Here is a 23,183-nt window from a genome sequence, read left to right on the forward strand (position 1 = left end):
CTACGTCAGACGGGCGGGCAGGGTGTCAGACGCCCGGACCGACTCCGACGATGCCGTCGACATAGGACCACACGCGGTCCTCGCGCACGAATGTGCTGCGCTCACGCAGGCTTCCGCGCCCCTCGGGTCCGCGGTAGAACGCCTCGAACTCGACGATGCCGTGGTCATCGAACGGACCGCCCAGCCGCTGATCGAGGATGTCGAGGCGACGCCAGCTCACGTCGTCGTCGAGATCGAGTCGCTCGGGACGCGTCGACGGGTGCCAGGTGCGCAGCAGATGCTGTACGTCTCCGACCGCGAATGCGGTGAAGCGGGAGCGCATCAGCCGGACGGCCGTCGGGGCCGCACCGGATGCCAGCACGGGGCCGCAGCACGAACCGAACACGTCACCGCTGGTGCAGGGGCAGCGCTGGTCGCTCGCGGGTGTCGACATGCGTCCATGCTGGCACGACGCCTACTCCGACGCCGACGTCTTCAGCGGTCGTAGGCTGGCAGTGACCGACGATCCGGAGGACTCTCACATGACCGCTGTTCCCGTCTTCACCGCCCACAACGGATTCCGGCTGCCCGCCGTCGGTCTCGGAACCTATCGGCTGAACGGCGAGGCCGGCGCAGAGTCCGTAGCCGCGGCTCTCGAGCTCGGATACCGACTGATCGACTCTGCGTTCAACTACGAGAACGAGGGGGCCGTGGGCGCCGGCATCCGGGCATCCGGTGTCGATCGCTCCGAGATCATCGTGACGACGAAGCTGCCAGGGCGTCACCACGAGACGTCCAAGGCGCGCACGAGCATCGAGGAGAGCCGATTCCGCCTCGGCCTCGACGCCACCGATCTGCACCTCATCCACTGGCCGAATCCGAGTGCCGGCAAGTACGAGCAGGCATGGCAGGCGCTGGTCGACGCTCAGGAGCGTGGCACGGTGCGCCAGATCGGCGTGTCGAACTTCCTGCCCGAGCACCTCGACCGCATCGAGGCGGCGTCGGGCGTCCGGCCCGTCGTGAACCAGATCGAGGTGCACCCGTACTTCCCGCAGGAGGAGGCACTCGCGCTCCACGCCGAGCGGGGCATTCTCACGCAGGCGTGGTCTCCCCTGGGGCGCGCCCGCGACGTCGTGAACGAGCCGGTGATCAGGGAGATCGCCGAGAACCACGGCATCTCCCCCGTGCAGGCGATCATCGCCTGGCACGTCGCCCGCGGCACGGTGTCGATTCCCAAGGCATCGTCGCCCGAGCATCAGCGCACGAATCTCGAGGCGGCAGCGGTCGGACTCGATGCCGCCGAGGTCGAGGCCATCACCGCGCTCGGCCGCCCGGACGGACGACTCTTCGACGCCGATCCGGCCACCCACGAGGAGATGTGACGCTCATCGCGACCGCGACCGCCTGACAGCGGGGCCGGTCGCGCTCCCCGACATCCCGCCGTTCAGCTCCACACCGGCGCTTCCCGGGTGCCCAGGCGGTCGCCGCCTCGTATACTGACGCGGATGTCCGAGCACAGCGAGCCCCCCGTCACGCCGACCCCCTTCACCCGCGCCGAGGCCCGGCGCTCCGGCGCGACCCCGCCCGCCGCGGAGCCGACGGCCGCGTCCTCCCAGCCCGGCCGCGGCGCCGACATCAGCCGCGCCCTCGAACGTCACGACCGTCGCATCGGCTGGATGGATCTGCTCCGCGGTCTGTCGATCCTGCTCGTGATCCTTCACCACAGCACGCAGATCGTGGCCTACCGCATCGACGAGGTCCCTGCGTTCTTCGAGTTCCTCAGCGCGTTCTTCGCACCTTTCCGCATGCCGATGCTGATGTTCCTGTCAGGGCTGCTCGTCGCCGGATCCCTGAACGCCCCGACCGGCAAGTACGTGTGGGGCAAGGTGCGCCGCATCGTGTGGCCGATCGTCGTGTGGACGTTCATCTACACCGCGTCGCAGCTGGTCGCCGACCCCGGCCTGAAGCACATGCCGTGGGAGCCCGGCTTCTGGGACACCTACCTGTGGTTCATGCAGTTCATCTTCGCGTACTACATCATCGCGCTGCTGCTGAAGTGGGTGCCGGCATGGGTGATGGTCGCGGTGCCGTTCGCGGCGATGTTCCTGATCCCCGCCGACCTCGAGCTGCTTCAGCGCTTCTTCTACCTGATGCCCTTCTTCTTCCTCGGCGCGTTCATCGAGAAGCACTGGGATCAGTACGCCCGGCTGCTGAGCGTGCCGCTCGCCGCCGCCCTCGCCATCATCCCGATCGGCGTCGCGCTGTACTCGGGTTTCATCGACCCGCTCTGGTACGAGCCGCTCTCCGCACTGCCCGCGATGCTCGGCATCCTGATCCTGGTGCGGCTCACTGCCGCGGCACCCGAGGCCGGATGGCTCGCACCGGTGCGCTTCGTCGGGCAGTACTCGCTGATCTACTACGTCGCCCACTACCCCGTCTTCGCCGCCCTCGGCTGGCTGGCCGCGAAGGCCGGCATCACGAACCCCGGACTGGGTCTCGTGATCATCTTCACCGTGACCGTCGCGATCGCGACCGGATTCGCCCTGATCGGCCGGCGGATGCCCGTGAGCCTGCTCTTCGAGCTGCCGCGGCGCATCGGCCCGTCGAAGCGGACATGACCTTCTTCGAGCAGGCTCCCGGTCCTTCGCCTTCGTCGCGCTCACGGCGGCACGGTGCTCGTGGCGTTCCGACGGCCGTCCTGCTCGTGATCATGCCGCGGCCACCGTCGGCGGTCTGTGGCTGATGTCGGAGGACGCCGAATCCGACGAGCCGTTCCTCAGCCGCATCCTGCCTGGCGTCTTCCCCGACGCCCCGGAGATGACGGCCGACTTCACGGAACTGGCCGACCGGATGACGCTCACCGCCGAGGGACGCGACGTGCTCGCCTCCACGCAGCCGCGTTTCGTCGACGCCGAGGAGCTGGACGACCTGTGCGGCAGCAACTCGCACGGAGTCGACGACGGCACGATCCTCGGCTGCTTCACCGGCTTCTCGGGCTCGCGCGCGCAGGATCGGATCGTGATCCTCGAGCCGACAGACGAATGGGTGGCGCAGTCGCTGCTGGCGACGACCGCTCATGAGCTTCTGCATGCGGTCTATGCGCACATGCCCGAGGACGAGCAGGCCCGTGTCGCCGATCTGGTGGCTGCTGCGACCGCGCGTGTTCCCGCCGACGACCCCGTGCATGAGCAGATCGCCGCATCCATGGGCGGCGAAGAGCAGAACCTCGCCACGGAGCAGTTCGCCTATCTCGGCTCGCAGGTCGCCCTGGACGCGAACCACGATGCGGAGCTGGAGCAGATCTACGCGCAGACCTTCGAAGACAGGTCGGTGCTTCTGCGCCGCTGAGAGTCGGTGGGCCCTGCCGGGATCGAACCGACGACATCCACGGTGTAAACGTGGCGCTCTACCAGCTGAGCTAAAGGCCCTGGTACCCACATTCTACGGTGCGGAATTTGAAGAACCCGTCTTCGGAACGGATATAGGCTGAGCACAGCGCGTGTTGTGCAGAGCCGACAAGGCTCCCCCACGCCGCATCCCGTTTCATTGGCACGACCTGCCAGCTTGACGAAAGGCTCCACGTGACCGTCCACGATCAGGATCCGTACTCCCAGGCACCTCTGGACAGCGACCCGGAGGAAACCGGCGAGTGGCAGCAGTCACTCGACGAGCTGGTGGATGCGAAGGGTCCCGGCCGCGGCCGGGAGATCATGCTCAGCCTGCTGAAGCGCTCGAAGGAGCGTCACCTCGGCGTGCCGATGGTGCCGACCACCGACTACATCAACACGATCGCAGCCGAGAACGAGCCCGAGTTCCCCGGCGACGAGGAGATCGAGCGCCGCTACCGGCACTGGATCCGCTGGAACGCCGCGGTCACCGTGCACCGCGCCCAGCGCCCCGGCATCGGGGTCGGTGGGCACATCTCCACGTACGCGGGAGCCGCATCGCTGTACGAGGTCGGCTTCAACCACTTCTTCCGTGGCCAGGACCACCCGAGCGGCGGCGACCAGATCTTCATCCAGGGCCACGCCTCTCCCGGCATCTACGCCCGATCGTTCCTCGAGGGTCGGCTGAGCGAGGCCGACATGGACGGCTTCCGTCAGGAGAAGTCGCACGAAGGCAGCGCCCTCCCGTCGTACCCGCACCCGCGCTCGATGCCGCACTACTGGCAGTTCCCGACCGTGTCGATGGGTCTCGGCCCGATCAACGCGATCTACCAGGCTCAGGCCAACAAGTACCTCACCAACCGCGGAATCAAGGACACCGGTGACCAGCACGTCTGGGCCTTCCTCGGCGACGGCGAGATGGACGAGGTCGAGAGCCGCGGTCAGCTGCAGGTGGCGGCGAACGAGGGCCTCGACAACCTCACCTTCGTGATCAACTGCAACCTGCAGCGTCTCGACGGTCCCGTGCGAGGCAACGGGAAGATCATCCAGGAGCTCGAGTCGTTCTTCCGCGGTGCGGGCTGGAACGTCATCAAGGTCATCTGGGGCCGTGAGTGGGACGACCTGCTCGCCCGCGACACCGATGGCGCGCTGCTCAACATCATGAACGCGACCCCTGACGGCGACTACCAGACCTACAAGGCGGAGTCGGGCGCGTACATCCGCGAGAACTTCTTCGGCCGCGACGAGCGCGCCGCAGCACTGGTCGAGGACCTCTCCGACGACGACATCTGGCACCTCCGCCGCGGCGGCCACGACTACCGCAAGGTCTACGCGGCCTACAAGTCGGCCGTGGAGCACAAGGGTCAGCCGACCGTCATCCTCGCGAAGACCGTCAAGGGCTACGGGCTCGGACCGCACTTCGAGGGCCGCAACGCGACCCACCAGATGAAGAAGATGACGCTGGACAACCTCAAGACGTTCCGCGACACCATGCAGATCCCGATCACGGACGCGCAGCTGGAAGAGAACCCGTACCTGCCCCCGTACTACCACCCCGGCCAGGACGACGAGACCATCCAGTACATGCTCGAGCGCCGCCGCAGCCTGGGCGGTCTGCTGCCCGAGCGCCGCACGACCCACACGTCGATCTCGCTGCCCGAGGAGTCGACCTATGCGCTGCCGCGCAAGGGCTCCGGAACGCAGGAGATCGCCACGACGATGGCGTTCGTCCGACTGCTGAAGGACCTGCTCCGCGCGAAGGACTTCGGCAACCGCATCGTGCCGATCATTCCCGACGAGGCGCGCACGTTCGGCATCGACGCCTACTTCCCGACGGCGAAGATCTACAACCCGAACGGCCAGCACTACACCTCGGTCGACCGGCAGCTGCTGCTGGCCTACAAGGAGAGCCCGCAGGGCCAGATCGTGCACGTCGGCATCAACGAGGCCGGCGCCATGGCGGCGTTCACCGCGGCGGGCACGTCGTACGCGACGCAGGGTGAGCCGCTGATCCCGATCTACATCTTCTACTCGATGTTCGGCTACCAGCGCACGGGTGACGCGATGTGGGCTGCGGGCGACCAGATGGCCCGCGGATTCATCATCGGCGCGACCGCCGGCCGCACCACGCTGACCGGCGAGGGCCTGCAGCACGCCGACGGCCACTCCCCGCTGCTGGCCTCGACGAACCCGGCCACCGTGTCGTACGACCCCGCCTACGGCTACGAGATCGCGCACATCGTGCGCTCCGGTCTCGAGCGCATGTACGGCGGATCGCACTCCGACCCCGACGTCATGTACTACATCACGGTCTACAACGAGCCGCTCGTGCAGCCGGCCGAGCCCGAGGACGTGGACGTCGACGGGATCATCCGCGGCATCCACCGCGTCAAGCCCGGCACGGGTGAGGGCCACAAGGCCCAGCTGTTCGCCTCGGGCGTCGGCGTGCCGTGGGCGCTCGAGGCTCAGGAGCTGCTGCAGAAGGACTGGGGCGTCAGCGCCGATGTGTGGTCGGTGACCTCGTGGAGCGAGCTGCGCCACGACGGCCTCGCCGTCGACGAGCACAACTTCCTGCACCCCGAGGAGGAGCCGCAGACCGCGTACCTCACGCAGAAGCTGCAGGGCGCAGAGGGCCCTGTCGTCGCGGTCAGCGACTTCATGCACGCCGTGCAGGACCAGATCCGACCCTGGGTGCCGAACCGGTACTACACGCTCGGCGCCGACGGCTTCGGCTTCTCGGACACCCGCGCCGCGGCTCGCCGCTTCTTCAAGATCGACGGACCGTCGATGGTCGTGCGCACGCTGCAGGCGCTCGCCGATGAGGGCAAGGTCGACCGCTCGGTCATCGGGCAGGCGATCGAGAAGTACCGTCTGTTCGACGTCAACGCCGGCACCAGCGGAAACGCGGGCGGCGAGAGCTGAACCTGTGAGCAGTACCTCCCAGCAGGCCATGGACAAGGCCGCGACTCTCGCCTGGCTGCGCCGGATCTCCGGTGACATCGCGACGGTGACGATCAAGCGGCTCGAAGACACCCTGCCCTGGTACGCCGACATGCCACCGGCCCGACGCTCCGCCGTCGGGCTGGTGGCCCAGGCCGGCATCACCTCGTTCATCCAGTGGTACGAAGATCCCACCTCGACTCCGTGGATCGCCGCCGACATCTTCGCCGCCGCTCCCCGTGAGCTGCTGCGCAGCGTCAGCCTGCAGCAGACGCTGCAGCTGATCCGCGTGACGGTGGAGGTCACCGAGGAACGCGTCGCCGGTCGCGGCGAGGATCTGCGCGAGGCGATCCTGCTCTACTCGCGTGACGTGGCGTTCGCCTCGGCCGATGTGTACGCCCGCGCCGCCGAGGCGCGGGGGCTGTGGGATGCCCGGCTCGAGGCGCTCGTGGTCGACTCCATCCTCACGGGTGAGGCCGACGAGGAGCTGCCCAGCCGCATCGCGGCCCTCGGATGGCACGGTCACGGAGAGGTCTGCGTGATCGTCGGCACGACTCCCCCGCAGTTCGACGTCGACCTCGTGCGACGCACGGCACGGCGCCTGTCGGTCGATGTGCTCATCGGCGTGCAGGGTTCGCGGCTCGTGCTCGTGATCGGACGCGCACAGGTACCGGGCAAGGAGGACGAGGGCGAGGACCTGCCGTTCAGCGAGATCGCCCAGCGTCTCGAGCCGTCGTTCGGCCCGGGATACGTCGTGCTCGGCCCGCCCGTCTCGGCACTCGTCGACGCCGGCCAGAGCGCGCGAGCAGCTCTGGCGGGCTTCGCCGTCGCCCGCGCCTGGCGTGGTGCGCCTCGCCCCGTCGAGGCCGACGATCTGCTGCCCGAGCGCGCACTCGCCGGTGACACGCTCGCCAAGCAGACGCTGATCGAGCGGATCTTCCGCCCCCTGCAGGCGCACTCGACCGATCTGGTCACGACCCTGTGGAGCTATCTCGACAACGGACGCTCGCTCGAGGCGACTGCGCGGGAGCTGTTCGTGCACCCGAACACGGTGCGCTATCGGCTCAAGCGCGTGACCGAGGTGATCGGGTGGGACGCGACGGGACCGCGCGAGGCGCTGATCCTGCAGACGGCACTCATCCTGGGTTCGATCGGAGCCGCTGAGCCTGCTCGCCGACGGGCCATCCAGCGACGCCGCTGAGCCTGCCACCCGCGCCGGTGGCGGTCCGCCACCGGCGCGACTGTGCGCCACGCACAATCGATCTGCTGATTGTTGTGATGTTTCATCCACCGTCGGCGGCCGATCGTTGGCAGACTGGACTGGTGATTGTCGTCGCATCGCCCGGACAGGGTTCCCAGACTCCCGGTTTCCTCGCACCCTGGCTCGAGCTGGACGGCGTCGCCGATCAGCTCGCCGCCTACTCCGAGGCCGCCGAGGTCGATCTCATCGCACACGGCACCGAGTCCGACGCAGACACGATCCGCGACACGCGCATCGCGCAGCCGCTCATCGTCGCCGCATCACTGATCGCGGCGGATCAGCTGGCGCAGCGCGCTGGCCGCCACGCCGACGGCGTCGCCGGTCACTCGGTGGGCGAGCTCGCCGCGCTGGTCGGCGCAGAGGTGCTGACGGCTGCCGAGGCGATGCGTCTGGTCGGCATCCGGGGCCGGGCGATGGCGGATGCCGCAGCGCAGACGCCCACCGGCATGAGCGCGGTGCTCGGCGGCGACGCCGACGAGGTCCTGGCTCTGCTCGACGAGCTGGAGCTGACCCCGGCGAACTACAACGTCGCCGGTCAGATCGTGGCCGCAGGCGAGCTGTCCGCTCTCGCGCAGCTCGCCGAGCGCGCTCCGCGCGGCGTGCGGGTCATGCCGCTGCAGGTGGCCGGTGCTTTCCACACCTCGTACATGGCCCCCGCCGTCGACACGCTGCGCGCCGCGGTGGCCGACGTCAGCCCGAGCGACCCGACGGTCACGCTGTGGTCCAACCGAGACGGCTCCGTGGTGCAGGGCGGACAGGACGCTCTCGACCGCATCGTCACGCAGGTCTCGTCACCCGTCCGCTGGGACCTCTGCATGGAGTCGTTCGCCTCGGCAGGCATCACGGGCTTCATCGAGGTCGCGCCGGCGGGCGCGCTCGTCGGGCTCGCGAAACGAGGCCTGCGCGGCATCCCGAACGTCGCGGTGAAGACCCCCGACGACCTCGACGCAGCCGCAGAGCTGCTGAATGGAGCAGTCTCGTGAGCACCCTCAAGCAGGCCACCGGCGCCGCGTACACCCGCATCTACTCCGTCGGTGCAGCTCGCGGCGAGAACTCGGTGCCGAACGACGATCTCGTCGGTCCGATCGACTCCAGCGACGAGTGGATCCGGCAGCGCACGGGCATCATCACCCGCACCCGGGCTGTCGCCGAGACGAGCGCGATCGAGCTGTCGGCCGACGCCGCCAGAGAGGCCGTCGAGCGGTCCGGCATCGACCCCGCCGAGATCGACCTGGTCATCGTCGCCACGATCAGCAACCCGAAGCAGACCCCTTCCGTCGCCGCGATCGTGGCCGACCGCATCGGCGCCACGCCCGCTGCCGCGTACGACATGAACGCCGCATGCGCGGGCTACGCGTACGCGGTCGCCCAGGCCGACGCCCTCATCCGGGCCGGTGCTGCACGTCACGCCGTGGTCATCGGCGCCGAGAAGCTGTCGGATGTCGTCGACCCGACCGATCGCAGCATCTCGTTCCTGCTCGGCGACGGCGCGGGCGCCGTGGTCATCGGCCCGAGCGAGACCCCCGGCATCTCGGCGACCGTGTGGGGCTCGGACGGCTCCAAGGCCGACCTCGTCGGCATGAACCACACTCTCACGGACTTCCGCGACGGCAAGGCTCCGTGGCCGACGCTCCGCCAGGAGGGTCCTCGGGTCTTCCGCTGGGCGGTCTGGGAGATGGCCAAGGTCGCGCGCGAAGCGCTCGAGAAGGCCGGCATCGAGGCATCCGACCTCGCGGCCTTCATCCCGCACCAGGCGAACCTGCGCATCATCGAGGAGTTCGCCAAGCAGCTGAAACTTCCCGAGACCACCGTCATCGCGCGCGACATCGAGACCACGGGCAACACCTCTGCCGCCTCGATCCCCCTCGCCACGCACCGACTGCTCGAAGAGCATCCCGAGCTGAGCGGCGGACTGGCGCTGCAGATCGGGTTCGGCGCCGGGCTCGTGTTCGGCGCGCAGGTGGTCGTGCTTCCCTGATCGGGCGCGCCCCTTCCCTAGACTGTTCACCGGTTCCAACCAATTCTGAATAAGGAGAAACCATGGCTCTCACCCACGACGAGGTCCTCGCCGGCCTCGCTGAGCTGGTCACCGACGAGACGGGCATCGACGCCTCCGAGGTCCAGATGGAGAAGTCGTTCACCGACGACCTCGACATCGACTCGATCTCGATGATGACGATCGTCGTCAACGCCGAGGAGAAGTTCGGCGTGACCATCCCCGACGACGAGGTCAAGAACCTCAAGACCGTCGCCGACGCCGTCAACTTCATCGTCGCCGGCCAGGAGTAACACCCCTCGATGCCACCCCCGCGGACCGCGGGGCGTGGCATCCTCCTTCCTGCTCTGATCCCCCTCCTCCCGAAGGACACCCATGACCAAGCGCATCGTCGTCACCGGCATCGGCGCCACCTCCGCCCTGGGCGGCACGGCACCCGAGAACTGGGCGAACCTGCTCGCAGGCCAGTCGGGCACTCACACCCTGACGCACGACTGGGTCGAGAAGTACCAGATCCCCGTGCAGTTCGCCGCCGAGGCCGTCGTGCGTCCGGAAGAGGTGCTGCCTCGTCACGAGGCCAAGCGTCTCGACCCGTCGACGCAGTTCGCCATGATCGCGGCGCGTGAGGCATGGGAAGACGCAGGAGCACCCGACGTCGACCCCGAGCGCCTCGGCGTCGACTGGGCGACCGGCATCGGCGGCATCTGGACGCTGCTCGACGCCTGGGACACTCTGCGCGAGAAGGGCCCGCGTCGCGTCATGCCGTTGACCGTGCCCATGCTGATGCCGAACGCCGGCGCCGGCAACCTCTCGCTGCACTTCAACGCCAAGGCGTACGCCCGCACGGTCGTGAGCGCATGCGCGTCGAGCACCGAATCGATCGGAAACGCCTACCAGCACCTGCAGGACGGCCTGGCGGATGTCGTGATCGCCGGTGGCGCCGAATCCGCCATCCACCCGATCACCATGGCATCGTTCTCGTCGGCCCAGGCTCTCTCGCGCCGCAACGACTCCCCCGAGACGGCATCGCGCCCCGGCGCCATCGACCGCGACGGCTTCGTGATGGGCGAGGGCGGGGCCGCCCTCGTGATGGAGACCGAGGAGCACGCCAAGGCCCGCGGCGCGAAGATCTACGCCTATGTGGTGGGCAGCGGCGTGACGGCCGACTCGTACCACATCACCGGTAACGACCCCGAGGGCGCGGGTGCCGCCCGCGCCGTCGAGGCGGCGCTCGCTCAGGCCGGAGCCTCGCCCGACGAGGTCGCCCACATCAACGCCCACGCCACCTCGACCCCGGTCGGCGACCCGAACGAGTACGAGGCTCTCAAGCGTGTGTTCGGCTCACGCATCGACGAGATCCCCGTGTCGGCGACCAAGGCATCGACGGGACACCTGCTCGGCGGAACCGGTGCGCTCGAGGCCGTCTTCACGATCCTCGCGCTGCGTGATCGCGTCGCGCCTCCCACGATCAACATGACTGAGCCCGACCCGGCCGTGCCGTTCAAGCTCTCGACCGAGCCGCAGCCGCTCGGCGACGGCGACCTGCTGGCCATCAGCAACTCGTTCGGCTTCGGCGGGCACAACGCCGTCGTCGCGTTCCGCAGCGCGGACTGACGAGCAGAACCGAAGCGGCCCTCGAGGAGACTCGAGGGCCGCTTGCGTGTTCCTGACCGGCGCGGCCGATCATCCCGCCGGGAGCGCGTGCGCACCCGGGGCGGTGGTGACGGAACCGGATCGTCGCGCACGGGTCCTCGTGAACATCGGGAGGAACCAGCCGATCAGCGGTCCGACCCCGAACGCGAAGATCACAGTGCCCACGCCGACGGGCCCGCCGAGAAGGAACCCGATCACCAGCACACCGCCCTCGAGCAGCGTCCGGACGAGCCAGACGGGCCGCCCGGTGCGTCTGACCAGACCGGTCATGAGCCCGTCTCGCGGTCCAGGGCCGAAGTCTGCGGAGATGTACATGCCCGTGGCGAAGGCCAGCAGCACCAGTCCGCCGAGGAACAGCGGCAATCCCGCCCACGGCGATGGCATCGGCGGCACCAGCAGGAGAGTGATGTCAGCCGACGGTCCGAGCACGACGGCGTTCAGCAGCGTGCCGACGCCGACGCGCTGGCGCAGCGGGATCCAGAGCAGCAGCACGACTCCCGCGATCAGGCAGGTGATCACGCCGAAGCCGAGCCCGGTGCGCTCGGTGAGGCCGAGTGCCAGCACGTCCCACGGCGACACCCCCACGCCCGCGCGCACCATCAGGCCCATGGCGACTCCGTAGAGCACGAGTCCGCACAGCAGCTGCGCGAAGCGTTCGAGGAGGTCACGACGAGACGAGTAGGCGATGGGGAGCAGGACGGAGTGGAGTGACATGCCTACATGCTGGCGCTGCGCGAGCGGCGTCGAGCGAGACCACTCTGCAGGAAGTGGCCTGCTTCTGCGATGCCACTCTGCGGCATGCTGGAATCATGTCCTCCCGCCTCGTCGAGCAGATCGGCGCGCACAGCGCTGCAGGAGCCTCTGCGTCCGCACTCTCGATGCAGATCCGCGCACTCATCCTGGACGGCCGGCTCACGGTCGGCGAGAGGCTGCCCAGCGAGCGGGCCCTCGCCGCCGAGCTGCGACGGTCGCGCTCGACGATCACGCGGGTCTACGACCTGCTCGAGAGCGACGGCTACGCGCTGCGACTGCACGGAGGCGGCACCCTGGTCGCGCTCCCCCATGCGCCGGGCGCGCTCCCACCGGCAGACGGCGGTGCGGAGTCGATCGACCTCTCCATCGCGTCCATGGACTCGACGCCCGGTCTCTACGACGCGACCGTGCGCTCCCTCCCGCGGCTCGCGGCGATGCGCGGCACGAGCGGGTACTCGCTGCAGGGGCTGCCGGAGCTGCGGGATGCCATCGCCCAGCGCTTCACGCAGCGCGGAGCGCCCACCAGTGCCGACCAGATCATCGTGACGTCGGGCGCGCTCAACGGGATGAACCTCATTCTCGCGACCATCGGACGCCGTGGGGAACGCGCGCTCGTCGAGCAGCCGACCTTTCCGCACGCCATCGAGGCGCTGCGCCGCCACGGATATCGGATGGTTCCCACGCCCGTGGACGTCGACGGGTGGGACGCGCACCACCTGATGGACCTCCTGCTGCGCGCCCGACCGCACATCGGCTACCTCATTCCGGACTTCCACAATCCGACCGGGGCAAGCCTCCCCGAAGAGTCGCGGGCGCGCATCGCGGCGACGGCCCGGAGCGCAGGCACACGCCTCATCGTCGACGAGACGACTGCCGAACTCGACATCGACAGGGGCTGGACGCCGACTCCCCTGGCCGCGCACAGCCCGCAGGTCATCTCGATCGGCTCCATGTCGAAGATCGCCTGGGGCGGCATGCGTCTCGGGTGGATCCGCGCCGACCGCGACCTCGTCGGCCGTCTGCTCGCCGTTCGACCGTCCTTCGAGCTGGGCACGGCGCTGCTCGAGCAGTGCATCGCCATCGAGCTGCTCGACGACATGCCCTCTCTCTCGGCCCACGTGACGGCCCGTCTGCGCGCGGGGCGAGCCGCGGTCGCGACCGGTCTGGAGGGGATCAGCGGGCTGCAGATGCCGCCGACGCCCGGCGGACTGTCGGCCTGGCTGGATCTGGGCGCGCCCGTGTCGACGCAGCTCTCGCTCGCGGCGCGCGAGCACGGGCTCGTGCTCCCGCCCGGCCCGAGGTTCGCGACCGGCGGGGTGCTGGACCGACGTCTGCGGATTCCGATCACCCTGCCGCCGGAGCGCACGCTGGCGGCCATCGACCGCCTGCGCCTCGCCTGGGAGGACGTGTGCGACGGCTCCGTCGCGCATGCCGGGGAGCTTCCGCGGGCGACGGTCATCTGACGGGCGCGGCGGAGCCCCCTGCTTCCCCGCAGGGGGCTCCTGTCGTGTGCGAAGGATTCGCTTTCTCGATCCCCGGGTGCGATCACCGGGTCCCGGTACCGGCGCCTCCTCCGCAGGTCTCTGGGCCTCGCCCCGCGACACCCGTCGCGGAGGCTCGCCGGCTTATCCCACCTTGTGCAGCCAGACGACGTGCGTGTCGTCGCCGGCATGCCGGAACGGCTCGAGCTCCTCGTCCCAGGCCGAGCCGAGTGCCACGTCGAGCTCGCGCTGCAGTTCGGCCGCGTTGCCGGCGGCGATCTCCATCGCATAGCGGATGCGGTCCTCGCCGATCACGATGTTGCCGGCGGAGTCGGTCTGCGCGTAGTGGATGCCGAGGTCGGGCGTGTGCAGCCATCGGCCGCCCTCGCTGCCCGGAGTCGGGTCCTCCGACACCTCGAAGCGCAGGTGCTCCCACCCGCGGATCGCGGTCGCGAGAGCAGCGCCGGTGCCGGCCGGACCGTCCCAGTAGAACTCGGCGCGACGAGTGCCCTGCTGCACCGGCTGATCGGTCCAGTCGAAGCTGACGGCACGACCGATAGCGCGTCCCACCGCCCATTCGAGGTGCGGGCAGAGCGCGCGTGGAGCGGAGTGGATGAACACCACTCCGCGTGCGTATCCCGTCGCCATGATCTCTCCGTTTCATCAGGTACGTCTTCCCCTACGACCTGATCCGAAGATGCGGCGAACTATGCGGTTGTACGGCGATTATCGCCCAGAACAGCGGGAATCACAACCGTGTGGTTCGATATGCGACGGCGGCCCCGATCCTGAGGACCGGGGCCGCCGTGGTGAGCCGATTCGGCTGCTTACGCCTCACTCATCGCGAGCTTGGCCTGCTGGCCCTTCGCGGCGTAGTAGGCGGCGCGAGCGGCGTCGCGGCGGGCCTGCTCGGCGTAGCCGGCCTCGAGGACGTCCTGCGGAACCTCGACCTGCTCGTGCTGGTCGGTGCCGTGGTACTTCTCGATGTAGGCGTCGAGCTCGGGGCCCGACTCCCACGAGGTGATGAGGCAGTAGCGCGGCTCGGTGCCGTTGTGCGTGGTGGCGTGCCACAGACGCTGGGTGTCGACGATGAGCTGAGCGCCCGCCGGAAGGGCGATGCGGTACTCGATGCTCGGGTCGGTGCGGTTCTCACGCAGGACGAAGTAGCTGTCCTTGTCGTCGGTGAGGTTGAAGAATCCGCGCACGACCCAGCCGGTGCCGTCGGGGTTCAGACGGTTGTTGTCGTCCTGGTGCAGGTTGTAGAGGCACTCGCCGTACGGGGTCGGCTGCAGCTCGATGACGCGGCAGCGTCCAACGTTGGCACCCGGCTCCTTGGCGCGGGCGGTGAGGGTCGGAGCGATCGCGGTCTGCGAGTCGATCCAGACGCCGTCCTTGTCGGTGCGCGGCGGCTTGTGGTTCCAGAACCCGTTGCACTCGATCTCACCCTTGGCGCTGGCGAGCGGCGAGAAGCGGGTGTCGCCCGAGGACTTCCAGTCGACGTACTCGATGTCGAGCCATTCCTTCGGGTCCATCTCCTCGCCGTACGGGTCGAGGATGACGAATCCCTTGTCTTCGAGGGCTGCGGACTTGATGTATCCCATGATCTGAGTCATGTCCTTTCGTAATGGGCCAGCACGTTTTAACAGGCCCTACTTAGGCAAGCCTACATCGGGGCCCTGAACGCGCCGGCTGGCACGGCCGGAGAAAATGGCCGCGGGCTAGACTCGACCCGGCGGACCGTCACCCCGCCGCTCGGAGGAATCACGCAGCCATGGCAACGGCCACCAATGTCGAAGCACACGCAACGGGCACGATCCAGTGGCTCTCCGCCCCGACGACCAACATCGTCGTCCCGGTGTACCAGCGTCAGTACCGATGGGACATCGGCGGCTGCGAGAAGCTGCTCTCCGACATCAGGGCCGTCGCCGGTGAAGACGACGGTCACCGGCACTTCATCGGCTCGATCCTGTCGGGCCACGATGCGGCGTCAGAGGCGGACCCGGATGCCGGAACCGGCGACCTGATCCTCATCGACGGTCAGCAGCGCATCACCACGATCATGCTGCTGATCGCCGCGCTGCACCACGCGGTGCGCGACAGCGACTCCGCGCTGGCCTCCGAGCTGGAGCGGGTGCTGGTGCGCGCCGACGATGCGAGCCGCACCAAGCTGCGTCCGCATCACGCCTGGGCGGAGCTCTACGAGTCGGTCGTGCTCGACCGTCGTGGCGACGCGGACCGCGAGTCGCGCTTCGACGACAACTACGCGTTCTTCCGCAGCCAGGTGCACGCCGACGAGGCGCCGACGATCTGGCGTGGTCTGCAGCGCCTCGAGCACGTCTCGATCACGCTCGGCCCGCAGGCGAGCGCGCAGCAGATCTTCGAGAGCCTCAACTCCACCGGCCAGCCGCTGCGCGATCACGAGCTGATCCACAACTACATCCTGATGGGTCTCTCGCACTCCGAGCAGCTGCGCATCGAGGAGGAGTTCTGGCTTCCGGTCGAGCAGCACACGGGAGAGACGATCGGCGCCTTCTGGCGCCACTACCTCGTCATGACCACGGGACGCGAGATCGATGCGGCGGGCGAGCATGGGGTGTACGCCGCGTTCCGGGCATCCTTCCCCCGGGTCGATCTCGACCGGCTGCGCGACGACGCGCAGGTCTGGCGCGAGTACGCCGAGATCTACGGCATCCTGCTCGACCCGAGTCGTGAGCCGGATGCCGGGATCCGCGCCCAGCTGCGCAATGTGAACACCTTCGGCCGCACCTCGTACCCGCTCGCGATGAGCGCCTACGGCGACCACCGCCGGGGCGTCATGAGCCGCGACCAGCTCATCGAGGTGCTGGAGTGGATCCAGGCGCTGTTCCTGCGCCGTGCGATCGTCGGTCTGCCGAGCGACCGCCTGATCGCGCGGCTCTGCCGCGCCCAGGCAGTGGGCCGCGACACCCTCATGCGCGCGATCGCGCGCATCACCCCGTCGGATGAGCGGATCAGCGCGGTGCTGAAGTACGGCGAGCTGCCCCACCCGGCCTACGTGCTCGGCCGCATCGCGGGAGTCGAGGATCTCGCCGATTACGACGTGGAGACCATAGTCCCGCCGGTCCCCGCCACGTCATGGAGCGGCGACGGGGTTCGGGAGTGGAAGGAGTACAGCGAGGATGAGCAGAACGCTCACCGCGCGCTGACCCCGACTCTCGGCAATCTGACGCTGCTGGAGGACTCTCTCACTCTGCGTGTCTTCGGCGCGTCGTTCCCCGAGAAGCGCGACCTGGCCTACGCCCGCAGCGCGGTTCCGGCGACCCGCGAACTGGCCGGCGTCCCCGCATGGAACACGGCGGCGATCGCCGCGCGCACCGTGCGGCTGACCGAAGAGCTCGTGCGGATCTGGGCGCGACCGGACGTGGAGGAGATCGACGACGACGGTCTGACCCCTGTGCTCGACGCGGTGCGCCGGCGCGGCTGGCCCGCCGGATGGGATCGCGAGTTCGACTACTGCGAGTACCGCGGAGAGCACTGGGAGATCAAGGACGTCCGCGCTCTGTTCAACCGGGTCTTCCGCCGCGCGTGGACCGACGACCGTCCCGCCGCCCTCGCCTACAGCGCCCGCCACGGCGGACCGCTCTACAGCGAGATGGCGTGGAAAGGCCAGTGGGATGAGTTCGACCAGTCGCACTTCCTCTACATGGGCTGGGACTCGCACTACATGATGACCGCCCTGCAGGGGGTGCTGGAGGAGTCCGGCATCGCCTCGGAGGTGTTCGTGAAGTACTCGTACATAGGGAACGTGATGTGATGACCGCCACGACCGTCGTCCGGCGCATGCAGGACCTCACCGTAGAAGAGCACACGCTCACCCTCCCCCTCGTGTGGGGCGACCCCGCGGACGCGCGGACGATCGACGTCTTCGCCGCCGTCGTCAGCCGCGAGGGCGGCGAGGATCTGCCCTACCTCGTGTTCCTTCAGGGCGGCCCCGGTCACGAGGCGCCGCGTCCGTTCCACGGGCCGTCTGCGCCGTCGTGGCTCGATGCCGCTCTCGTCGCACATCGCGTGGTGCTGCTCGATCAGCGTGGCACAGGCCGCTCCACGCCCGTGGGCGACGGCGACCTGCAGCGCGGCGCCGAGGCTGTCGCCGAGCACCTCACCCATCTGCGGGCGGATGCCATCGTCCGTGACTGCGAGGCGTTCCGGGCGCACCTCGGGGCTGAGCGCTGGAACGTGCTCGGGCAGTCGTTCGGCGGGTTCACGACCCTCGCCTACCTCTCGACCGATTCGTCGTCGCTCGACCGCGTCTACATCACGGGCGGGCTGAGCACGGTCGACCGCACGCCCGACGAGGTGTACGCGCTCTGCTATGACAAGATGCGCGACGCGTCGGAACGGTACTACCACCGCTTCCCCGAGCACCGCGACCGCATGCGCCGGCTTGCGGATCTCGCCCTTGCGGGCGAGATCGTGCTGCCCGATGGCGAGGTCGTATCGCTGTCGCGGCTCCGTTCAGCCGGCTCCGCGCTCGGCACCAACGACGGCTGGCAGACGCTCTGGTCGCTGCTCGAACTCGACCCCGCATCGAACGCGTTCCGTCATGACCTCGCCGCGGCGCTGGCGTACGGCGGGCGCAACCCGCTGTACTACGTGTTCCACGAATCGAGCTATGCCTCGGGCCACGCCACCCGCTGGTCCGCGGAACGCGTCGAGCCCTCCGACTTCGCAGCGGACCCCTCGCTCTTCACCGGCGAGCACATCCGCCGCGAATGGACCGAGACGGTGCCGGCGTTCCGACCCTGGCGCGATGTCGCCCTGGCGCTCGCCGACCATGAGTGGCCCGCGATCTACGACGCGGCCGCGATCGAGGCATCCGGAGCGGTGGGAGCCGCAGCGGTGTACGTCAATGACGTGTACGTGCCCTTCGAGTACTCCATGGAGACGGCCCGGCTGCTTCCGGGTGTGCGCACCTGGGTGACCAGCGAGCATGAGCACAACGGGCTGCGAGCCGGCGACGTGCTCCCCCGCCTGATCGATCTCGCACACGACCGCCGCGTGCGCTGAGCCTCGGCCGATCAGCCGTCGGCCTCCCGCTCCTCTTCGTCGAGGGGCACCGCGATGCTCTGCTCGATGACGTCGGCAGGATCGGCCCGGATCCCGTCCGGGGCGGGGTCGCTGACCGTGCGCTCCGGGTCGAGCGGCTCCTCGGTCTGCTCACGCGTCTGCTCGAGGGCGTCCGCCTCGGGGATCTCGCCCGTCGGCCCGTCCGGATATCCGCTCATGCTGTCCTCCTTCGCGATGGGTACCCAGCGTGACCGCCGACGCTCATCGCGTCAAGGGCGTGGAGTCGCCGGCACCCCGGCTCTACGGTGATCCGGATGATGCCACAGGACGCAGTCGCCTCCGGCCGTCACGCGGTGCGCGTGGGCACCTCGGGGTGGCGCTACCGCTCGTGGCGCGGCGACTTCTATCCGGACGGCCTCGTCCAACGGGCCGAGCTGACCTACATCGGCGAGCACTTCTCGACCGTCGAGCTGAACGGCTCGTTCTACTCGCTGCAGCGACCGCAGAGCTACCTGCGCTGGCGGGCAGCCGTGCCGGACGACTTCGTCTTCGCCGTGAAGGGCTCCCGCTACATCTCGCACATGCTGCGGCTGCGCGATGCCGGCACCGCCCTGGCGAACTTCTTCGCATCGGGAGTGCTCGCCCTCGGGCCGACACTCGGCCCGATCCTGTGGCAGCTGCCGGAGCGACAGCGGTTCGAGCGCGACGTCCTCGAGGCCTTCCTCGCGGGTCTGCCGCGCACGACGAGCGAGGCACGGGCTCTGGCCGAGCGGCACGACGAGCGGATGCGCGGACGTGCATGGCTCGAGGGCGTCGATGAACGACCACTGCAGTACGCGCTCGAGCCCCGATCGGAGACCTTCGACGACTCAGCGGTGACCGAGATCCTCAATCGTCACGGCGTCGCGCTGGCGGTCGCAGACACAGCCGGCAGATGGCCGCAGTTCGAACCAGGAGACGCGGATCTCGTATACGTGCGCCTGCACGGAGCATCTGAGCTGTACACGAGCGGCTACTCGGCCGACGAACTGCAGACCTGGGCCGGTCGCTGCCGGCGCTGGGCAGCCGCGGGCGACGGACGCGACGTGTGGGTCTACTCCGACAACGATGCGCGCGGGCACGCGCCGCACGACGCGCTGGCTCTCGCCCGACTGGTCGGCGACGCGCCGCCGCCGCGGTGAGCCGCGGCGCTCACCTGCGGGAGCGGCGCAGACGACGCGCCAGGCGCTCATCCGCCACGTCGTTGTCGGCCGTCTTCTCCAGCCGTGTGGTGTCGCGCATGGGGATCTGCAGCTCGCGCTCGGCAGGAACGCCCCGGCGCAGCTCGCGCACCCGCTCGAGCTCGGCGTCGAAGAGCGCACCCACGAGCAGGGCGATATTGCCGATCCACAGCCACAGAAGGAAGATGACCACTCCTGCGAACGAGCCGTAGAGCCGGTCGTAGTCGGCGAGATTGCCGACGTAGAAGCCGAAGCCGACCGATGCCACGGCGAAGGCGCCGATGGCGACCAGAGCGCCGACGCTCATCAGGCGGAACCGGGGGTGGGCGATGTTGGGTGCGAAGTAGTAGAGGATCGCGACGATGAGGCACACCACCAGCACCAGGGCCGGCCAGCGGGCTATCCGCCAGACCGTCAGCGCGACCTCACCGGCCCCCAGGACCCTGCCGAGCGACTGCGCGAGCGGCCAGCTGAGGGCCGCCAGGCCGCAGGCGATCATGACGAGCACGAACACCGCGAGCGTGACCAGCAGGTGGGTCGGCTTCGCCTTCCAGAACATTCGTCCCTCGGGGACTCCGTAGATCCGGTTCATCGCCCTGCCGAGAGCCGTCACATACCGGGCGACCGACCACAGTGCGAAGATCAGGGCGAGCACAAGGAGCCAGCCGGCGCCGGCGGTCGACGCCACCTGCTCGAGCGGTCGGCGCAGGGCCTGCACGATGTCCGCGGGCGCGACCTCGCCGAGCACATCGAGCACGGCTGTGGCGGCTCCCCGCTTCTCACCGAACACGCCGATGACCGAGAACGCCGCGATCAGGGCCGGGAACATCGCGAGAATCGCGTAGAACGTCAGACCGGCTGCTGCATCCGGCGAGTAGGTGCGGAAGAAGCCCCGCGCCACCCTCCTGATGATGAGTGCGGTCGCCTCTCTGCGCTCGCCGTCGCGATGCGTGCCACCGGAATCCGGCGCGTCTGTCCCCATCCCTAAAGGATGCCGTATCCATGCCCTCATGCCATCCGCCTTGCGGCGAGCAGATCCGCGATGCTAGCCCGCCCTGGCCGCCGGTCAACCCCTTTGCCGGGTCCGCGCGATTCGACCACGGTGGACACCGGAAAGGAGCTGCCATGTCGAACATCCACGAACAGCCCGATGAAGAGCCCACCACCGAGGAGCTCGAGGAGCCGAGCACCGAGAAGGAGCCAGGTGAGGAGCCGAAGGTCGAGCATCCCGATCAGCCGGAGCCCGACCACGAGGCCGTCGGCATCGGCGTCATCGGCGGCCCGCAGAGCGATACCGCCGATGCAGCCGCTGCCCAGCCCGCTGAGAGTGGTCAGGCGCAGCCGGCGGACGACGATCAGTCCGACTGAGGCTGCGTGCGGAGCGAGCTGCGACCGGCCTCGAAGGCCTCCAGGACGTGCTCGCTCGCCCAGCCGTCGATGGTGAGGCAGGCCGACGCCCCGAACAGGATGTCTTCGAGCAGCTCCGGTTCGTCTTCGGCGAGCGATCCAGCCAGATCACGCCCCGCGATCTGCTCGTGGACCGCGTCGGCTTCGACGTGCTCGTCGTAGTAAGCGGCGACGTCATCGCCGAACCCGACCCGCCGCAGTCCCTCCGCGATCGCGCGGCAGGGCAGCGATGACGTCATCTCGAACACCGCCAGGTGTCCGACGGACGCCCCGCGCAGACGCCGGTTCAGACCGAACATCGTCATCAGGTTGAAGGAGGCGAGCGTGATGGCCGGCACCTGCTCGACGTACGCGCCGTAGGTGTCGTCCAGCCCGGCTCCGCGCATCGCGCGCGCGAACATCACCTGGTGCATGCGCTCGACCCGGCCGCCGCCGTACTCGTCGGCCTGGATCTCGATGAGCGCCGCCTTGGCCCGTCCCGTGAGGCGGGGGATCGTCCACGAGTGGGCGTCCGCCTCACGCAGCGTGTACACGCTCCGCTGGATGAGGAGCTCTCGAGCCTGCTCGATGTCGGCTTTGCGGCTGATGAAGTGCGAGAGGCTCGGACCGGGCTGCGGCGCGGTCAGTGCGAACAGCGCTGCTGCCACGGACTCGCGCGTCGGCTCGGGAGCCACGACCAGCGGAGCCGACGCGCGAACGGCGTCTTCGAACGCCCGCTCGAGCACGGCGCGTGCGGTGAGCAGCGAGGCGTCCCACTCCCAGTGCGCGCTGAATTCGGGCAGCGAGCCGTACGCCACGGCATACAGGAGGAACAGCGACAGCTGCACGTCGTCGTCGGTGATCGGGTCCTCGACGAGCACCGCCTCTCGTGCGAGCTGCGGCAGCGCCTCAGCCCGATCCGGCGCTCGATCCAGCAGCACCTCCAGCAGCTCGCTGCTGAGCGGACCGCGTGCGGTGATGGCGGAGGTGGTGTGGTCGGCGGAGAGGCTGAGCGTCATGGTGCTCCTTCGTCAGGCTGATCCCATCCGGGACCGTTGTTCCCGCAACCCTAAGTCTCGGTCACCGCCCGATGACAGGCCTTGACACGGTCCGGCACGGGTCGTCAAGACCCTGTCCTCCCTCAGCCGGGCTCGCCACACTCGGAACACACCGCGACGAGGAGCCCGCATGACCGCGACGAGCGAGACCCCCACCATCACCGCCTGCACGGACGGGCCGCTCCTGGTACGCGGGGATGTGGAGCTGCAGACGGCGGCGGGGCGTCCGGTCGAGCGCCATCGCCGGACGATCGCGCTGTGCCGCTGCGGGCTGTCGTCGATCAAGCCGTTCTGCGACGGTGCGCACAAGACATCGGGGTTCCGCACCGACGACTGACCTCGGAAGAGTAGGGCGGGTCGGACTTGAACCGACGATCGTTGGGTTATGAGCCCACTGCCTTAACCAGCTTGGCCACCGCCCCGTAAGTCACCAGCCTATCGCCCGCTGCGCCGCCTACTGCGTCTGTGCCGATGCATGCGTGCGTGTGTGGTCGAGGTAGATGCCGGCGTTGGCGAGCAGACCGCGGCGCTCTTCATCCGTGAGCGAACGGCGAACCTTCGCCGGCACTCCCGCGACGAGCGAGCCGTCGGGTACTTCCGTGCCGCCGAGCACCACTGCACCGCCTGCGATGAGGCACCCCGCGCCGATCACCGCACCGCTGAGCACCACTGCGCCCATTCCGACGAGCGACCCGTCGCCGATCGTGCAGCCGTGCACGACCGCGTTGTGACCGACGGATACGTCGTCGCCGATGACCACGGGGTGCTCGCTGTCGACGTGCACCGACACGTTGTCCTGCACGTTGCTGCGCGCTCCGAGCGTGATCGACGCCGAGTCGCCGCGCAGGACGGCGTTGTACCAGACGCTCGCCGCCTCGCCCAGGGTGACGTCGCCGACGATGCGCGCGCCGTCGGCCACGAAGACGTCGGCGGCGATGCGCGGAACCCGGCTTCCGAGGGCGATGACAGAGGCCTGAGCGGAGATGTCCATGAAGGTGAGACTACCCTCACTTCCGCGTGTTTC

Annotated in this window: 23 protein-coding genes and 2 tRNA genes; 15 read left to right on the forward strand and 10 right to left on the reverse strand. The window is 69.0% G+C overall.

What is annotated here, in order from left to right; translation table 11 throughout:
• Positions 1-25: 25 nt before the first annotated feature.
• The gene (locus tag AB0N59_RS12085) at positions 26-433 is read right to left on the reverse strand and encodes a YchJ family metal-binding protein (protein ID WP_363483381.1); all 408 of its coding nucleotides are present in this window, start codon (positions 431-433) and stop codon (positions 26-28) included.
• Between the two features lie 88 nt (positions 434-521).
• Between AB0N59_RS12085 and AB0N59_RS12090 the strand changes: the two genes are divergently transcribed.
• From AB0N59_RS12090 to AB0N59_RS12100, 3 genes are all read left to right on the forward strand, one after another.
• The gene (locus tag AB0N59_RS12090; RefSeq protein WP_363483384.1) at positions 522-1,361 is read left to right on the forward strand and encodes an aldo/keto reductase; all 840 of its coding nucleotides are present in this window, start codon (positions 522-524) and stop codon (positions 1,359-1,361) included.
• Between the two features lie 123 nt (positions 1,362-1,484).
• Positions 1,485-2,597, forward strand: a complete 1,113-nt coding sequence (locus AB0N59_RS12095; protein WP_363483387.1) for an acyltransferase — start codon at positions 1,485-1,487, stop codon at positions 2,595-2,597.
• A gap of 124 nt (positions 2,598-2,721) precedes the next feature.
• Positions 2,722-3,327: a hypothetical protein gene (locus tag AB0N59_RS12100; protein ID WP_363483390.1), complete on the forward strand. Its 606-nt coding sequence runs from the start codon at positions 2,722-2,724 to the stop codon at positions 3,325-3,327.
• Between the two features lie 7 nt (positions 3,328-3,334).
• Here AB0N59_RS12100 and AB0N59_RS12105 read toward each other — a convergent pair.
• A tRNA-Val gene (locus AB0N59_RS12105) sits at positions 3,335-3,407 on the reverse strand.
• A 153-nt stretch (positions 3,408-3,560) separates the two neighbouring features.
• Here AB0N59_RS12105 and aceE point away from each other — a divergent pair.
• From aceE to AB0N59_RS12135, 6 genes are all read left to right on the forward strand, one after another.
• Positions 3,561-6,287: a pyruvate dehydrogenase (acetyl-transferring), homodimeric type gene (gene aceE / locus AB0N59_RS12110; RefSeq protein WP_363483393.1), complete on the forward strand. Its 2,727-nt coding sequence runs from the start codon at positions 3,561-3,563 to the stop codon at positions 6,285-6,287.
• A gap of 28 nt (positions 6,288-6,315) precedes the next feature.
• Positions 6,316-7,506 (forward strand): PucR family transcriptional regulator, encoded by a 1,191-nt coding sequence (locus AB0N59_RS12115; protein ID WP_204976584.1) that lies wholly within the window; start codon positions 6,316-6,318, stop codon positions 7,504-7,506.
• Between the two features lie 122 nt (positions 7,507-7,628).
• Complete coding sequence (locus tag AB0N59_RS12120) at positions 7,629-8,549, forward strand: ACP S-malonyltransferase (RefSeq protein WP_363483396.1); 921 nt, start codon at positions 7,629-7,631, stop codon at positions 8,547-8,549.
• Positions 8,546-9,544, forward strand: a complete 999-nt coding sequence (locus AB0N59_RS12125) for a beta-ketoacyl-ACP synthase III (RefSeq protein ID WP_363483399.1) — start codon at positions 8,546-8,548, stop codon at positions 9,542-9,544. The genes AB0N59_RS12120 and AB0N59_RS12125 overlap by 4 nt, the downstream gene beginning before the upstream one ends.
• A gap of 62 nt (positions 9,545-9,606) precedes the next feature.
• Positions 9,607-9,855 carry an acyl carrier protein gene (locus AB0N59_RS12130; RefSeq protein ID WP_099195056.1) on the forward strand — a complete coding sequence of 83 codons (249 nt, stop codon included), beginning with the start codon at positions 9,607-9,609 and terminating at the stop codon, positions 9,853-9,855.
• 82 nt (positions 9,856-9,937) lie between these two features.
• A complete protein-coding gene (locus AB0N59_RS12135) occupies positions 9,938-11,176 on the forward strand; it encodes a beta-ketoacyl-[acyl-carrier-protein] synthase family protein (RefSeq protein ID WP_363483402.1) in 1,239 nt (412 codons plus the stop codon).
• Between the two features lie 69 nt (positions 11,177-11,245).
• Here AB0N59_RS12135 and AB0N59_RS12140 read toward each other — a convergent pair whose 3' ends face one another.
• Complete coding sequence (locus AB0N59_RS12140) at positions 11,246-11,929, reverse strand: hypothetical protein (protein ID WP_363483405.1); 684 nt, start codon at positions 11,927-11,929, stop codon at positions 11,246-11,248.
• A 95-nt stretch (positions 11,930-12,024) separates the two neighbouring features.
• Between AB0N59_RS12140 and AB0N59_RS12145 the strand changes: the two genes are divergently transcribed.
• Entirely contained in the window at positions 12,025-13,431 is a 1,407-nt protein-coding gene (locus AB0N59_RS12145; protein ID WP_363483408.1) for a PLP-dependent aminotransferase family protein, read from the forward strand.
• Positions 13,432-13,593: 162 nt separating this feature from the next.
• Here the strand turns inward: AB0N59_RS12145 and AB0N59_RS12150 are convergent, their stop codons facing one another.
• Positions 13,594-14,097 (reverse strand): DUF3145 domain-containing protein, encoded by a 504-nt coding sequence (locus tag AB0N59_RS12150; protein ID WP_363483411.1) that lies wholly within the window; start codon positions 14,095-14,097, stop codon positions 13,594-13,596.
• Between the two features lie 179 nt (positions 14,098-14,276).
• Entirely contained in the window at positions 14,277-15,050 is a 774-nt protein-coding gene (locus AB0N59_RS12155) for a hypothetical protein (RefSeq protein ID WP_363484237.1), read from the reverse strand.
• A 170-nt stretch (positions 15,051-15,220) separates the two neighbouring features.
• Between AB0N59_RS12155 and AB0N59_RS12160 the strand changes: the two genes are divergently transcribed.
• Positions 15,221-17,242, forward strand: coding sequence for a DUF262 domain-containing protein (locus tag AB0N59_RS12160; protein WP_363483414.1), 2,022 nt, complete (start codon positions 15,221-15,223; stop codon positions 17,240-17,242).
• On the forward strand, positions 17,242-18,495 hold the full coding sequence (locus AB0N59_RS12165; protein ID WP_363483417.1) for an alpha/beta fold hydrolase: 1,254 nt from the start codon (positions 17,242-17,244) through the stop codon (positions 18,493-18,495). The genes AB0N59_RS12160 and AB0N59_RS12165 overlap by 1 nt, the downstream gene beginning before the upstream one ends.
• Positions 18,496-18,506: 11 nt before the next feature.
• Here AB0N59_RS12165 and AB0N59_RS12170 read toward each other — a convergent pair whose 3' ends face one another.
• A complete protein-coding gene (locus AB0N59_RS12170) occupies positions 18,507-18,713 on the reverse strand; it encodes a hypothetical protein (RefSeq protein ID WP_363483420.1) in 207 nt (68 codons plus the stop codon).
• 96 nt (positions 18,714-18,809) lie between these two features.
• On the opposite strand from AB0N59_RS12170, the gene AB0N59_RS12175 reads away from it, so the two are divergent.
• On the forward strand, positions 18,810-19,676 hold the full coding sequence (locus tag AB0N59_RS12175; RefSeq protein WP_363483423.1) for a DUF72 domain-containing protein: 867 nt from the start codon (positions 18,810-18,812) through the stop codon (positions 19,674-19,676).
• Between the two features lie 10 nt (positions 19,677-19,686).
• On the opposite strand, the gene AB0N59_RS12180 is transcribed toward AB0N59_RS12175, so the two are convergent.
• Positions 19,687-20,697 carry a YihY/virulence factor BrkB family protein gene (locus AB0N59_RS12180; RefSeq protein WP_363483426.1) on the reverse strand — a complete coding sequence of 337 codons (1,011 nt, stop codon included), beginning with the start codon at positions 20,695-20,697 and terminating at the stop codon, positions 19,687-19,689.
• A 143-nt stretch (positions 20,698-20,840) separates the two neighbouring features.
• Between AB0N59_RS12180 and AB0N59_RS12185 the strand changes: the two genes are divergently transcribed.
• Positions 20,841-21,083, forward strand: a complete 243-nt coding sequence (locus tag AB0N59_RS12185) for a hypothetical protein (protein WP_363483429.1) — start codon at positions 20,841-20,843, stop codon at positions 21,081-21,083.
• Here AB0N59_RS12185 and AB0N59_RS12190 read toward each other — a convergent pair.
• Complete coding sequence (locus AB0N59_RS12190; protein WP_363483432.1) at positions 21,071-22,120, reverse strand: iron-containing redox enzyme family protein; 1,050 nt, start codon at positions 22,118-22,120, stop codon at positions 21,071-21,073. The genes AB0N59_RS12185 and AB0N59_RS12190 overlap by 13 nt on opposite strands.
• Positions 22,121-22,289: 169 nt before the next feature.
• Here AB0N59_RS12190 and AB0N59_RS12195 point away from each other — a divergent pair, with 169 nt between their 5' ends.
• A complete protein-coding gene (locus tag AB0N59_RS12195; RefSeq protein ID WP_363483435.1) occupies positions 22,290-22,496 on the forward strand; it encodes a CDGSH iron-sulfur domain-containing protein in 207 nt (68 codons plus the stop codon).
• 11 nt (positions 22,497-22,507) lie between these two features.
• On the opposite strand, the gene AB0N59_RS12200 is transcribed toward AB0N59_RS12195, so the two are convergent.
• Together AB0N59_RS12200 and AB0N59_RS12205 are read right to left on the reverse strand one after the other, a co-directional pair.
• A tRNA-Ile gene (locus AB0N59_RS12200) sits at positions 22,508-22,581 on the reverse strand.
• Between the two features lie 32 nt (positions 22,582-22,613).
• Entirely contained in the window at positions 22,614-23,150 is a 537-nt protein-coding gene (locus AB0N59_RS12205) for a gamma carbonic anhydrase family protein (protein ID WP_363483438.1), read from the reverse strand.
• Positions 23,151-23,183: the final 33 nt, after the last annotated feature.

It is taken from the genome of Microbacterium sp. NPDC089321, from assembly GCF_040684935.1.
Taxonomy (GTDB): domain Bacteria; phylum Actinomycetota; class Actinomycetes; order Actinomycetales; family Microbacteriaceae; genus Microbacterium.